Source organism: Corallococcus sp. M7 (assembly GCF_054512695.1).
Map to the genome: position 1 here is coordinate 8,981,646 of NZ_CM137252.1, position 13,726 is coordinate 8,995,371.

General features: G+C 69.9%; 12 protein-coding genes and 1 pseudogene. 6 read left to right on the top strand and 7 right to left on the bottom strand.

Annotated elements, in window-relative coordinates:
• The first annotated feature begins 23 nt into the window (after positions 1-23).
• From ACX114_RS36030 to ACX114_RS36045, 4 genes are all read left to right on the top strand, one after another.
• Entirely contained in the window at positions 24-2,459 is a 2,436-nt protein-coding gene (locus ACX114_RS36030) for an alpha-amylase family glycosyl hydrolase (protein ID WP_459291951.1), read from the top strand.
• A 130-nt stretch (positions 2,460-2,589) separates the two neighbouring features.
• Positions 2,590-3,798 carry an alpha/beta hydrolase family protein gene (locus tag ACX114_RS36035; protein ID WP_459291953.1) on the top strand — a complete coding sequence of 403 codons (1,209 nt, stop codon included), beginning with the start codon at positions 2,590-2,592 and terminating at the stop codon, positions 3,796-3,798.
• Between the two features lie 23 nt (positions 3,799-3,821).
• Positions 3,822-4,484, top strand: a complete 663-nt coding sequence (locus ACX114_RS36040) for a pentapeptide repeat-containing protein (protein WP_459291955.1) — start codon at positions 3,822-3,824, stop codon at positions 4,482-4,484.
• The gene (locus ACX114_RS36045) at positions 4,481-4,999 is read left to right on the top strand and encodes a hypothetical protein (protein ID WP_459291957.1); all 519 of its coding nucleotides are present in this window, start codon (positions 4,481-4,483) and stop codon (positions 4,997-4,999) included. Before ACX114_RS36040 ends, ACX114_RS36045 begins: the two co-directional genes overlap by 4 nt.
• A gap of 904 nt (positions 5,000-5,903) precedes the next feature.
• On the opposite strand, the pseudogene ACX114_RS36050 reads toward ACX114_RS36045, so the two are convergent.
• The 4 genes and pseudogenes from ACX114_RS36050 to modA all read right to left on the bottom strand — a co-directional run.
• A pseudogene (locus ACX114_RS36050) lies at positions 5,904-6,098 on the bottom strand (hypothetical protein); the annotation flags it as partial.
• A gap of 282 nt (positions 6,099-6,380) precedes the next feature.
• A complete protein-coding gene (gene modC / locus ACX114_RS36055; RefSeq protein ID WP_459291959.1) occupies positions 6,381-7,451 on the bottom strand; it encodes a molybdenum ABC transporter ATP-binding protein in 1,071 nt (356 codons plus the stop codon).
• Positions 7,452-7,641: 190 nt separating this feature from the next.
• Positions 7,642-8,319 (bottom strand): molybdate ABC transporter permease subunit, encoded by a 678-nt coding sequence (gene modB / locus ACX114_RS36060; protein ID WP_459291961.1) that lies wholly within the window; start codon positions 8,317-8,319, stop codon positions 7,642-7,644.
• A gap of 845 nt (positions 8,320-9,164) precedes the next feature.
• The gene (gene modA, locus ACX114_RS36065; RefSeq protein WP_459291963.1) at positions 9,165-10,019 is read right to left on the bottom strand and encodes a molybdate ABC transporter substrate-binding protein; all 855 of its coding nucleotides are present in this window, start codon (positions 10,017-10,019) and stop codon (positions 9,165-9,167) included.
• 142 nt (positions 10,020-10,161) lie between these two features.
• Here modA and ACX114_RS36070 point away from each other — a divergent pair, with 142 nt between their 5' ends.
• Positions 10,162-10,599: a MarR family winged helix-turn-helix transcriptional regulator gene (locus tag ACX114_RS36070; RefSeq protein WP_459300379.1), complete on the top strand. Its 438-nt coding sequence runs from the start codon at positions 10,162-10,164 to the stop codon at positions 10,597-10,599.
• Positions 10,600-10,605: 6 nt separating this feature from the next.
• Here ACX114_RS36070 and ACX114_RS36075 read toward each other — a convergent pair whose 3' ends face one another.
• A complete protein-coding gene (locus ACX114_RS36075; protein ID WP_459291964.1) occupies positions 10,606-11,238 on the bottom strand; it encodes a YdcF family protein in 633 nt (210 codons plus the stop codon).
• Between the two features lie 220 nt (positions 11,239-11,458).
• On the opposite strand from ACX114_RS36075, the gene ACX114_RS36080 reads away from it, so the two are divergent.
• A complete protein-coding gene (locus ACX114_RS36080; protein ID WP_459291966.1) occupies positions 11,459-12,022 on the top strand; it encodes a hypothetical protein in 564 nt (187 codons plus the stop codon).
• A gap of 4 nt (positions 12,023-12,026) precedes the next feature.
• On the opposite strand, the gene ACX114_RS36085 is transcribed toward ACX114_RS36080, so the two are convergent.
• Together ACX114_RS36085 and ACX114_RS36090 are read right to left on the bottom strand one after the other, a co-directional pair.
• Positions 12,027-12,932: an endonuclease/exonuclease/phosphatase family protein gene (locus tag ACX114_RS36085; protein WP_459291968.1), complete on the bottom strand. Its 906-nt coding sequence runs from the start codon at positions 12,930-12,932 to the stop codon at positions 12,027-12,029.
• Positions 12,933-13,014: 82 nt separating this feature from the next.
• Positions 13,015-13,629, bottom strand: coding sequence for an MXAN_6652 family MXYO-CTERM-anchored protein (locus ACX114_RS36090; RefSeq protein ID WP_459291970.1), 615 nt, complete (start codon positions 13,627-13,629; stop codon positions 13,015-13,017).
• Between the last annotated feature and the right edge of the window lie 97 nt (positions 13,630-13,726).

The following is a 13,726-nucleotide window of genomic DNA, read 5'->3' on the forward strand; positions in this document are numbered from 1 at the left end:
TTGCCGCGTCTGGAGCCACATCCATGATGACCCCTCCCCGTCGTCACCGCCGGAGCCCCTGGCTCACGCGGTGGCATCCCCTCGTCGCCGTGGGCTTCGCCTCGGCGCTGGTCTCCTGCGCCTCCCCGGAAACACCTGACGAAGCCCCCGCTCCCGTTCCTTCCGCGCCCGCCGTGGAGGACATCGCGCAGCGCGAGCAGGAGCTGCTCACCTGGACGCTGGGCGCGAAGTACGACGCCACGCAGGCGAACATCACCTTCAACGTGTACTCGTCGCGCGCCACGCGCATCGAGGTGTGGATCTACAAGACGGCCCAGGGCGCGCAGGAGGCCGTGAGCTACGTGATGACGAAGAACGCGACGACCAACGTCTGGTCGAAGACCGTCTCCGTCTCCACGTTGAAGAACAGCTACGGCGTCACCGGCACCGTCTACTACGGCTACCGCGCGTGGGGTCCCAACTGGACGTACAACTCCGCCTGGAGCAAGACGAACAACACGGTGGGCTTCATCGCGGACGTGGACTCCGCAGGCAACCGCTTCAACCCGAACAAGCTCCTGTGGGATCCGTACGCGCTGGAGCTGTCGCACGACCCGGTGAACCCCAGCAACACGGACGGCACGGTGTTCGCGTCCGGTCCGTTGCACCGCTACAAGGACAGCGGCCCGTTCGCGCCCAAGGGCATCGTGCTGGCGCCGGACACCACGGCCACCGGCACCAAGCCCACGCGCGCCTTCAAGGACGACATCGTCTATGAGGTGCACCTGCGCGGCCTGACGAAGCAGGACACCGGCTCCGGGCTGGATGCCGCCTGTCTGGGCACCTACAAGACGGCGGGCCAGAAGGCCGCGCAGCTGGCGGCGCTGGGCGTGACGGCGGTGGAGTTCCTGCCGCTGCACGAGACGGACAACGGCAACAACGACACGGTCGCGAGCACCGCGGGCGACAACTACTGGGGTTACATGAACCTCAGCTACTTCGCGCCGGACCGCCGCTACGCGTGCGACCAGACGCCGGGTGGCCCCACGCGCGAGTTCAAGGCCATGGTGAAGGCGTTCCACGACGCTGGCATCAAGGTGCTGGTGGACGTGGTCTACAACCACACCGGCGAAGGCGGCGGGTGGATCAGCGGCGACCCGAGCACGTACAACGTCATGTCGTACCGGGGCCTGGACAACCCCACGTACTACAGCCTGACGAAGGACATGAAGTTCAACTGGGACAACACGGGCGTGGGCGGCAACTTCAACACGTTCAATCCCACGGCCCGCAACGTCATCCTGCATTCGCTGTCGTACTGGAAGGACACGCTGGGCGTGGACGGCTTCCGGTTCGACCTGGCGTCGGTGCTGGGCAACATCTACGAGCACCAGACGGACACCCACGACGGCTACTTCTTCGACCGTGACAACCCGAACACGGCGCTCAACCAGATCACCACGCAGTTGGATCCGCGGCCGGAGGCGGGTGGCGCGGGCACGGACTTCATCGCGGAGCCGTGGGCCATTGGCGGCAACTCCTACCAGGTGGGCAACTTCCCGGCGAAGTGGCGGGAGTGGAACGGCGCGTTCCGCGACACCTTCCGCAAGGACCAGAACCAGATGGGCGTGGAGAACGTGACGCCGGGGCAGCTGGCCACGCGCTTCGCGGGCTCGTCAGACCTGTATCAGGATGACGGCCGCAAGCCGGCGGCGTCCGTGAACTTCATGGTGGCCCACGACGGTCTCACCCTGAAGGACCTGTACTCGTGCAACAGCAAGAACAACAGCCAGCCGTGGCCCTACGGCCCGTCCGACGGCGGCGAGGACAACAACCACAGCTGGGACCAGGGCGGCAACGCGGCGCTCCAGCGTCAGGCGGCGCGCAACGGCATGGCGTTCATGATGATGAGCGCGGGCGTGCCCATGATCACCGGCGGTGACGAGTTCCTGCGCACGCAGTACTGCAACAACAACGTGTACAACCTGGACTCGAACAAGAACTGGCTGGACTACGCGTGGAGCGCGGACCAGTCCAACTTCCGCCTGTTCGCCAAGAACCTCATCGCGTTCCGCAAGGCGCACCCCGCGCTGCGCCCGGCGTCGTTCTACGCGACGACGGACGGCAACGGGAACGGGCTGGTGCAGCACGCCTGGTTCAAGCCGGACGGCGCGACGCCGGACGCGTCCTACTTCAACAACGCGAGCAACCACGCGCTGGCCTACCGCATCGACGCGTCGGAGTTCTCCGGTGAGACGGTGAACGCCATCTACGTCGCGTACAACGGCTGGTCCGGCACGGTGAACTTCCTGCCGCCCTCGCCCGGCGCCGGCAAGCAGTGGTATCGGGTGACGGACACGTGCTCGTGGATCGAAAGCCGGGGCGCGGATCAGGTGCTGCTCAACCCGGGCAGCTCGGAGCTGATCGCCGCGGGCTACGACCTGTGCGGCCGTGGCGTGCTGGTACTGGTGGCCAAGTAGTCTGAAGTCCCTGGAGGGCCCGGTGCGCTGTCGCCGGGTCCTTCGCGGTGGAGTGGACGGGGAGGCGAACGCTGGCGGGCCCTGATGCCCGTGGCGGGCCCCGCCGGGGACGGAGCGCCATCCTCCCGGGATGGAACGCCACTTCAAGGACGGACGGTTCGAGTTCGCCCGCCTGGGAATGCTGGGCGCCGCGTACCGGGGGCTCTCCGACGCCGGAGAGGTCCTCGTCACGTTGGACCGGATTCCGGACGGGGACCACGAAGCGTGGGTGCGGGAGTTCACCGCCCTGGCCGAGCGGCTGGAGCGACAGGCCCACGCCAGCGCCGCCGACGGGCACCGCGCCAGTGCGCGCTCCGCGTTCCTGCGCGCGAGCACCTACTTCCATGAAGCCTCCGCCTGCGCGCCCGGCACCTCGCGGCCGGAGCGGTTCCGCGCGCTGTGGCTGCGGCACCGGGCCTGCTGGGACCGAGCGGCCGCGCTGTTCGAGCCGCCCGTCGAACGGGTCTCCATTCCCTACGAAGGCACGTCGCTGGAGGGGTACTTCTTCCGGCCAGTGGCGGGTGATGGCGAGCGGAGGCCCACCGTCATCCTGAACAACGGCAGCGATGGGCCGGTGACGTCAATGTGGAAGGACGGCGGCGCGGCGGCGGTGGAGCGCGGCTGGAACGCGCTGACCTTCGACGGGCCGGGTCAGGGCGCGGCGCTGCACCGGCAGGGGCTGCCCTTCCGCGCGGACTGGGAGCGCGTGGTGGCGCCGGTGATGGACTGGCTGCTCACCCGCGCGGACGTGGATCCCCAGCGCATCGCGCTGATGGGCATCAGTCAGGCGGGCTACCAGGTGCCTCGCGCGGTGGCGTTCGAGCACCGCGTGGCGGCGGCGGTCGTGGATCCCGGCGTGATGCGGGTGGGAGATTCGTGGCGCGAGCACCTGCCTCCGGAGATGACGCGGTTGCTGGACGCGGGAGAGCGGGAGACCTTCGATGCATTCATGGCCGAGGGACTGAAGGAGTCCCCCACCGAGCGGGCGGAGCTCCAGTGGCGTATGGCGCCCTATGGAACGCGCTCGCCGTTCGACGCGTACAAGGCGGCGGAGGCGATGCACCTGGACGCGGCGATACTCGCGCGCGTCGGTTGTCCAATGCTCATTACTTCGCCGGACCATGAGCAGTTCTGGCCGGGCCAGTCCGAGGAGCTGCACGCCGCGCTGAAGGACTCCACGCTGCTGCGCTTCACGGAGTCAGAGGGCGCCAGCTGGCACTGCGAGCCCGCGGCGCCAGCGCTGCGGGACGAGCGCGTCTTCGACTGGCTGGAGCGGACGCTGCACACCGCGCGCGTGTGACGGCGGGCCGGTATAAGGCCGCCATGGCCCAGGACGACAGCGCGGTGGTGAAGCGGCTCCAGCAGGAGGACTCGTTCGAGCGGGAGACGTTCGAGGGGCTGGACCTCCAGAACGTCGACCTGGGTGACAAGGAGTTCTACCGGTGCACCTTCGTGAACTGCGAGTTGCAGGAGAGCCGGTGGAAGGAGGCGCTGCTGGAGGCGTGCGCGTTCCAGGGCTGCAACCTGACGCGCGCGAACTTCAACGCCATCCGGCTGCGGGACGTGCGCTTCGAGAGTTCGAAGCTGATGGGCATCGACTGGACGGGCGTGGCGGCGAACCCGGAGGTGAACTTCGAGGAGTGCGGCATGCCCTACAGCTCGTTCGTGGGGCTGGGCCTGCGCCAGACGTCCTTCGTGCGCTGCGTGGCGCGGGAGGCGAACTTCTTCGACATGGACCTGACGGACGCGGACTTCACCGGCGCGGACCTCACCGGCAGCAACTTCCGCGGCTGCACGCTGACCCGGACGGACTTCTCCGGGGCCACGGGCCTGGTGCTGGACCCCGCGCGCAACAAGCTGAAGGAGACGCGCATCCCGCAGGACACGGCGATGTCCGTGGTCCATGAGCTGGGCATGCGCGTGGAGGGCTACCACGCGAAGTCGGGCGGACGCGGCGGGGCGAAGAAGACGGGAGCGAAGCGGTGAGGGACGGCACCCCGTTCGACCCGGTCGCCGTCGCGCGCGTCGCGGTGATGGTGAGGACGGGGCTCGTCGGGCTCCAGCGGATCATCGCCTGGGCGGATGCGTGGGTGATGAAGCTGGACACCCCACCGCTGTGGTTGCTGGAGCTGTGCACGGTGCCCGATGTGGACAGGGCGCTCGGCTTGCTCTTCGACATGCCGGGCTTTCCGTCCCTGACCACCGTCGAGGAGAAGGACGCGTGGGACGCGGACCACCTGGCGGGCCTGCTCCTTCGCCACCGTGACGGAGCCATCTCCTGGGGAGACTTCCTCCAGCGGGCAGGTGAGTACCTGGATGGCGCGAACAGCTCACGGACATGCGAGGCGTTCTTCATGCAGTTGGACCTGCTGGAGCGCATGGGGTTCCCGGAAGACCTGGTGCAGGCCCAGCGCGAGGACATCGAGCGCGGCCTCGTGGACGCACTGAAGCGGATGGAGGCCGCCCATCTGCGGTTCGAGGCGGAGGCGCGCGGGCACTGAAGCCCCAGTGCTCCGAGCACGAAGCAGGTGGCCCCAGGGCATGGACCATGAAGCGCCAGAGTCGCGCAATCCACCCGTCCGGGCGGCCTCCGGTCTCATGAAGCGATTTCACCCAACAGTTGGACAGGGGCTCCGAGGCCGCGGCCTGCTCGTCCGCCCCGGTGCCATCACCCACGGGCTCGTTGAGAACGGGCCCTGGGACGGCTGAAGGCTGCGCTGGCACGCGCTGGCCAAGGTCTCTCTCGCCCACGTCAGGCCGTGCCTTCGGAGCGCTGCACGGCGCGGAAGCGCCAGGCGGCGCTTCCTGAGGGCCCGCGGATTCGGAGGAGGCCGGCTCCTGGCGGACGGGAGCGAAGGCCTCCAGCACGCGGGCGTCGCACGCCTTCAGCAGCTCCGGCAGTTCATGCTGAAGCGTCCGCGCGTCGCGCTCATCCAGAGCCCCCAGCGCGCACCAGGCCCACTCGCGCAGCAACGCTCCGCCCATGAGGGGTTGCAGCCGGGCCGCGCCGCCCAGGAAGGCCCGTTGCAGGGACTGGACGAGAAGCATGTACCCGGGACGCTCGGCCACCCGAGCCGCCACCCGCAGCAACTCGAACTCCATCTGCGCGCACCAGGCCCCCGACTCCCATCGCGCCGCGTCCTGCAACTTGAAGCAGGCATCCTTCACCTGTCCCAAAGCCATCGGGGAGGCCTTCGCGCAGCAGTCGACCAGGAGCTCCACCAACACCTGCCGCTTGAGACTGAAATATCCATCCAGGTGCCACCGGGCATCCGGCGAGCGCGCGTCATGCAGCGCCACGCCCAGGTTCTCCAGCGTCAGTGATTCATCCAGCGCCACCGCGCGCGTCTTGCGCCCGGGGCGCTGCACCACCAGACCCCGTGCCGCCAACCGCCGCAGCGCCTCGCGGATGGTGCCCCGGCATACCCCATAGCGACGTGCCATCTCCGCTTCGGAAGCGAATCTCCCGCTCGGGTGACACCGCCCCAGCGCGATATCGCTCTCAATCAGCGCTTCCACGTACGCAACCAGCCCGCCCCGGTTCATCCCCCGTCCCCCTCTTCGCCTCAGCATCGCCATCCAACCATGGGGGTCTGACATGGTCGCCTGCTGGCAGAGGGCACCCTCCGGCCCCGAGCAATGCAAACCTGTCCGACTGTCGGACACGTTCGCGGGTTCAGGTGTCGTGCGGCGAAAACCTGTCCGACTGTCGGACAGGTTTTGAGTCAGCGCGCCCGGCGGGCCGCCTCCGCCGGTGACGCCGCCTTGCCGTCCGCGAAGTCACCTTGGGCTGGCACGGCTCTCCGTTGGACTCCGAGAGACGCGTATCTCGCGAAGTCCTTTCAGGTCCCTGACCTCCTCGGCGGGCCTCTTGCCAACTGCTCAGGAAGTCCGTCCCGCCAGGCGGCGGCAGGCGGAGGACTTCACCGCGAGGAACACGCGCAGGCCCGGTGTGATGTGGAGTTCGCGCACGGCGGCGTGCGTGAGACGGACCACCCAGTGCACGCCCGTGACGTCCACGTGGGTCGCGCACTCCCCTGCCCCCGCGTCCTCCAGCTTCGTCACCGTGCCATCGAGCACGTTGCGCGCGGAGACGCCGGTCAGCGGTCCGGTGGACAGGAGAATGTCCTCGGCGGGCACGGCATAGGCGGCGCGGATGCCGTGGGGGAGCTCCGGCGCGTCCGGTACCCAGAGGGACAGGCCTTCCGTGACGCGCAGCCGCGTGCCCCCGGACTCGGGATGTTCCAGGGTGCCTTCGAGGATGTTCTCCTCCGGCTCACCGGTGAGCAGGCCTCGCGCCACGGTGCCCAACACCGTGTCCGCAGGGCCCACGGCCTTCACCGCACCGCCGTCCAGGAGCAGCGCCTCGCGGGCCAGGGCCCGTGCCTCACCAAGTTGGTGGGTGACGTAGAGCAGGGGCACGCGGGCTTCGTCGCGCACGCGCAGAAGGTACGGCAGCACGCGTTCCTTCAGCGCGACGTCCAGCGCGGCCAGGGGTTCGTCCAGCAGCAACAGCGCAGGGTCGGTGGCGAGCGCCCGTGCCAGGGCGACCCGCTGTTTCTCACCTCCGGACAGCGTCACCGGATAGCGGTGCAACAGCGGCTCCAGCTCCAGCAGGTGCACGGCTTCGTCCACGCGCGACGGTCGTCCGGCTCGCACGCCGAAGCGGATGTTCTGTCCGGCGGTGAGGTGCGGGAAGAGCAACGCGTCCTGCGGCACGTAGCCCATGCGGCGCGCTTCGGGCGGTACATCGACACGAGCGGCCGAATCGAGGAGCACGCGGTCATCGACTACGACACGCCCTGTTGCTCCTCGCCGCAGACCCGCGAGCACCTCGAGCAGTGACGTCTTCCCGGAGCCCGAACGCCCCAGCACCGCCACCGACGCGGACGTGAAGCGCGCTTCGACCTCCAGCGTGAAGCGCGCCAGGGGCAGCCTGAGTGACAGCTCCATCACGGACGCGCGCCTCCTGCTCGCGTGGCGCCCCGTATGGCCTCCGCGGACACGGGCTCCTTCGAAGCAGGCCCTGCCCTTCCGGGCACACGCGATGCCAGCCCGTGGCTCACTTTCGTGGCGCTCCGCGTAGGCCTCGTCGAAGCAGGCCCTGCCCTTCCGGGCACAGGGGACGGTGTCAGTCCGTGGCTCATGCGAGCCCCCGGGCTCCGCGCCGCCGCGTCACCACTTCGGTCACGTACATGGCCCCGAACGCGAGCACCACCGAGACACCCGCGAGCTTCAGCGCCGCCGCGTCCTGCCCCACCTGCGTGCGCTGGAAGATGGCCAGCGACAGTGTCTGAGTGCTGCCTGGGATGTTGCCTGCCACCAGCACCGTGGCACCGAACTCACCCAGCGCCCGTGAGAACGCGAGCAGCGCGCCCGTGAGCACCCCGCGCCACGCGAGCGGCAGCGTCACCCGGAAGAAGGCGCGCGTGCGCGTGTCCCCCAGCGTGCGCGCCACGGCCACCAATCGTGGATCTACCTCCTCAAAACCCGCGCGTGCGGAGCGCACCAGCAGCGGGAACGCCATCACCGCGCTGGCCAGCACCACCGCCTTCGGCGTGAACACCACCTCCACGCCCAGCGCATCCAGCATCCGTCCCAGCACCGAGTCCCGTGCGAGCAACTCCAAGAGCACCAGGCCCACCGCCGTCGGAGGCAGCACCAGAGGCAGGGCCAGTAGCGTCTCCACCACGCCGCGCCCCGGGCCCTTCCAACGCGCGAGCGCGTACGCCGCCGCCACGCCCGGCACCAGGATGAGCGCTGTGGACAGGGCCGCCACCGCCACCGTGAACAGCACCAGTCCTGTCAGCCCCTCGTCCATCACGGCGAACCATGCCCCTTGGATGAAGCCAAGCGATGCTCCACCCTGCCCGGCTCCAGGCATCGCGGCGAGACACTGAAGCGCGGGAGTTCACGCTCCGCATTCCCTGCAGCCCACGCCGGACCTGGCACAACCATCACAGTACGTCCTTCTGTGTGTCCACGCCGTCCGACATCACCCTCGCCAGCGGCGGAAGCCATGGCGTGACCTTCCGCGTCTACACACTGGCCACATCCCCCGCGCCAGCAGCAACTGTCATGGCGCGACCTTCCGCGTCCGAATGCTGGCCGCATCACCCGCATCAGCAGCAACCGTCACGGAGCATCCTTTCGCGTCCACATGCTGGCGACATTGCGCATGCCAGCAGCAATCGTCACGGAGCATCCTTTCGCGTCCGAATGCTGGCCACATCATCCGCGTCAGCAGCAACCGTCCTGGCGCGACCTTCCGCGTCCGCACGCTGGCGACATCACGCACGCCAGCCACGGACGTCACGGCGCACTCTTTCGCGTCCGAATGCTGGCCACATCACCCGCATCAGCAGCAAAGGTCATGGCGCAACCTTCCGCGTCCGCACGCCGGCCGCATCGCACACGCCAGCCACGGACGTCACGGCGCATCCTTTCGCGTCCGCACGTTGGCCGCATCGCGCACGCCAGCCACGGACGTCACGGCGCATCCTTCCGCGTCCGCACGTTGGCCGCATCGCGCACGCCAGCCACGGACGTCACGGCGCATCCTTCCGCGTCCGCACGTTGGCCGCATCGCGCATGCCAGCCATGGACTTCACGGCGCATCCTTTCGCGTCCGCACGCTGGCCGCATCGCGCATGCCAGCCACGGACGTCACGGGGCTTCCTTCCTCGTCCCGGCTCCGGACTTCGGCGTCGGTACGGTTCGCGGCACTCCTGCATCCAGCGCCGTGCCCGTCACTCCCGCGTCTGGCGCGGCCTTCGCCGTGCTCGCGTCCAGGAAGCCCAGCCTGCGGAACTCCTTCCGCGCTTCTTCGGTCTGGAGGAAGCGCACGAACGCGAGCCCGCCTTGCGGCGACTTGCCCTGCGTCAGCGCCGCCGCCGGATACGCGATGCGCGGCGCATCCTCCTCCGGCACCGTGAACACCACCCGGACCTTCTTCGATTGCGCCGCGTCCGTCGCGTACACCACGCCCGCGTCCGCCCTCCCCGCCTCCACCGCCGCCAGCGCGGCCCGCACGTCCACCGCCGGCACCACTCGCGGCGCCACGTCCGCCCACACGCCCGCCTTCGTCAGCCACGCCTTCGCGTACACGCCCGCCGGCACCGCCGCCGGCTCCGCCAGCACCACCCGCTTGAGCCCCTTCAGGTCCACCGGCCCGGCGACCTTCACCGCCGACTTCACCGGCACCACCACCACCAGCCGGTTGGACAGCAGGTCCACCCGCGAGCCCGCCTGCACGAGCCCTGCCCGGTCGACCGCGTCCATCTTCGCCTCGTCCGCGGAGAGGAACGCATCCGCGGGCGCCCCCGCCACCACCTGACGTGACAGGTCGCTGGACGCCCCGAAGGCGAACCGCACCCGGTGCCCCGACGCCTGCTGGAACGCGGGCGCCAACGCCTCCAGCGCGTCCGTCGTGCTCGCCGCCGCGAACACCAGCACCTCCTCCGCCCGCGCCGACGACACCGTCACCCACACCAGCAGCAATCCCCACCACGCACGCCGCATCGTCCGCTCCTCCCGCCCCCGACCCTCCGGAAGCCGTTCCCGAGCCTACAAGTTGACCTGCCCGCACCCCGCCGCTAATGAATATTCTGTGTCACGGAATATCCATAAAGAGGATGAAGCGCTCTCGAAGGACATCGACCGGATGCAGGAGTTGATGTTCTCGCTGGGTCGTCGCCGTTCACTCCGTGATCCCATCGCCAGCACCTGCGAGCAGCTCCAGTTCACGCCGCCCCAGGTGCATGCCCTGCTGTGGCTGGGCCTGGACGGCTCGCTCACCATGGGCGAGCTGGCCCGGCGACTGGGCGTCACCGAAAAGACCGTCACGGGCGTCGTGGACCGCCTGGAACGCGAAGGCCACATCGTCCGCGAACGCGGAGAGACCGACCGGCGCGTCGTGCGCTGTCGCCTCACCGACAAGGGCAAGCAGACCTTCGGCAAGCTCGACCGCTCCATGCACCGCGCGATGGGCGTGGTGATGGGCATGCTCGACCCCGACGACCGGCAGGCCCTCTTCCGCGTCCTGGAGAAGGTGCTCAGCAAGCTGGACGCGCCCGCGCCGGACACCGCGTCCGGGACCTGAGGCCCTTCAGCGCCCGTCCGGCGCCCGCGCCCACAAGAGGCGCGGGTGCAGGAGCAGCGCGAACGCCTCCCGCACCGTCCAGTACGCCCGGTCCCACGCGCGCATCCGCCCTTCGATGGGGGCGGGGCTCGTGGCGACCTCCAGCCCCTCGCGCCGGAAGCACTGCCTCGCGCGCAGCAGGTGATACGGGTCGGAGACCACCACCACCCGGCGCGCACCCCGCTCGCGCAGCACGCGCGCGCTGAACCGCGCGTTGGCTTCGGTGGAGTGGCTGTCCTCCTCCAGCACGCACGCGGACGCGGGCACGCCCGCCGCCACCGCCAGCTCGCGCATCACCCGCGCCTCGGACGGCGGATGGGCGCCCGCGCCTCCGGACAACAGCAGCCACGGCGCCACGCCCCGGCGGTACAGCGCCACCGCCTGCTCCATGCGCGCCACCAGCGCGCCGGACGGCACACCGCCCGGCAGCACCCGCGCGCCCAGCACCACCAGCGCGTCCGCGTCCGTCACGCGCTCGCGCCGGCCAAAGCGGTCCACCCACCAGGCCAGCCCGAACACGCCGCCCGTGAGCACGCCCGCGCACAGGAGCAGCGCCCGGCGCGCACGTCCGGGTCTGGGAAGAAGGGCAAGGGGCCGCACCGCCGGGAACCTAGTCCTGCACCGGACATCCCGTGGCCCTGTAAACACCTTCAGCAAGGCATTGTGTCCGCGATAACAGGTTTCGCGGAGTGAAGCGGCCGGACAACCCGGTGAATTGTCGCGATGCGTATCGCCCCGGGGTGGGTCTCAAGACACAATGCGCAATATGACCCGGCCGGGGTCCGAGGCGAACCCGGAGCGGCCGGTGGGAGGCATACGGATGGATGTCAAAGGCGTCGCATTCCTGGCACGGCAGACCATGGCGGTGCAGGCCTTCGGCGAACCGGCATGGAAGGCCTTCCTCGCGGAGCAGGCGAAGCGGGACCCCATCTTCGGGCAGTTGATCATGCCCGTCTCACGCATCCCGGCGGACGCCTTCCTGCGCTTCAACGAAGCCATGACCCAGCGCTTCTACGGCGGCGACACCAAGGCCTACTGGCAATACGGCGTCAAATCCGCCGAGTACGCGCTGAGCCAGGGCCAGCTCAAGACGATGTTCGGCAAGGACGACTTCCGCCGCTTCGCCCTGTTCACCCCCGGCATCTGGAAGGGCTACTTCACGGAAGGCGAGCTGACCGCGCAGTTGCAGGGCGACACCGTGGAGCTGCGCATCACCGGCGTGCCCCGGCCGCACATCTACTTCGAGCTCGCGGTGATGGGCTTCGCCGCCGGAGGGCTCGCGTACCTGAGCGGCCGCAAGGAGATCCACCACGAGGTGGTGAAGGGCTTCAGCAAGGGGGACATGGAGGTCCTCTACCGCTTCACCCTGCCCACCCTCGCGTGAGCCTTCAGGGCGCCGAGGCGGCCGTGGCCGTGCTCGCGGGCGCGGCTCCAGCCGGAGCCACGACGACCGGCGCCTCCGCCGGGGCAAGCTTCAGGTCCGCCACCACCGGGTAGTGGTCGGACACGCCCACGCGCAGCACGCGCGTGGACACCGGCGTGAACGCGCCGCACGCCATCACGTAGTCGATGCGCAGCGACTTCAGGAACAGCGGCATCGGGTAGGTGCCCGTCCCGTCGGAGCGGGTGACGCGCGCCACGTCCTGGAGCTGGCGGCGCAAGAGGCGCACCGGGCGCGAGTCCGGGTCGTCGTTCAGGTCCCCCATCAGGAGCCGGGGCCGGGTGTCCTTCGCCAGCAACCGCGAGATGAAGACGCTCTGGCGCACCCGCGCCGCGCCGTTGAAGGGCCGGCGGATGAGGTGCGTGGCGTAGACGCTCACCTCGCGCCCGTCCACGTCCAGCACGGCGTGCGCCAGCGTGCGCGGCTCCGCGCCCTTCGGCGTGGGCAGCGGGTACTGCGCCAGGGACTGGAACGGATGGCGCGACAGCAGCGCGATGCCGTACGCGCCGCCGTACAGCCGCGTGGTGCCGAAGTGCGCGCGGTACTTCAGGCCGGTGAGCGCGGACAGCCGCTCCACCTGGTCCTCGCCGTGCGCGCGCGTGGAGCCCACGTCCACCTCCTGGAGCGCGACGACGTCCGGGTCCTCCTGGCGGATGACCTCCGCCACCTGCGCCAGCCCCTTGAGGCCGGACTGGATGTTGAAGGTCATCACCCGCAGGGCGCCCGGGTCGCGCGCGGGGGCGGCGGCGACGGGGGTGGTGCCCGAGGACAGGGTGGGACGCACGGGACCGGAGGCACAGGCCAGGGTTCCCGCGACGAACAGGGCGGTGAGGAGGGGGCTCGTTCGCGTCATTCGCATCAGGGGGGGCGATGGTAGGCCGCCCGCCCTCATGCTGTCGTCCCGCCCCCCGGGCCAGGCCGGAGGGCAGGCGGGCTCAGGCCTTGCGGCGGCGGCGCGCGGCCAGCGCCGCGAACACCGCGATGAGCACCGCCGGAGCGCCGCTGGTGGCCGCGGAGCAGCCGCCCTCGTCCTCCTCGACGGGCTTCGGGTCGCTGCCGCCGGTGACGACGACGTCCAGCGTGGCGTTGGCGTGCGAGTCACCCGTGGCGGCGTTGTCGCCGTTCACGGAGTTGCCGGCGGCGTACACCTTGTAGGTGCCGTTGGTGGCCGGGGCCACCAGCGAGAAGTCGAAGCGCGCCGAGCCATCGGTGAAGGTCTTGGGCAGCGAGTGCGTGAGCTCACCGCTCAGCAGCTTCGTGCCCGAGCCCGCCGTCAGCGTCGCGCCGTCCACTGCCACGTTCATGCCGGCCTTCGTGCCAGGACCGCCGGTGATGATCAGCGAGTACTGCCCCGTCTGGCCCGCCGTCAGCGCCGTGGGCCCCTCCAGCGTCACCGAGGGGGCGCTCGAACCGCCGCCGTGGCAGCCGGACGCGGTGCAGGACACGCTCTGCTTGCCGCTGCGCCCGTTGATGCCGGTGGAGTTGGCGAACGCGGAGCCCGCGACAAGGCACACCGCGATCGCGCCCACGGACGGAAGAATGGACCGCATGGAATGAACCTCCTGGGGGGAACTCAGGAAAAAGAGGAGGTTCCCTTGTAGCGCAGCGCGGCGTGGAGTGCAGCAGGCGACACTCCCCTGTGACGCG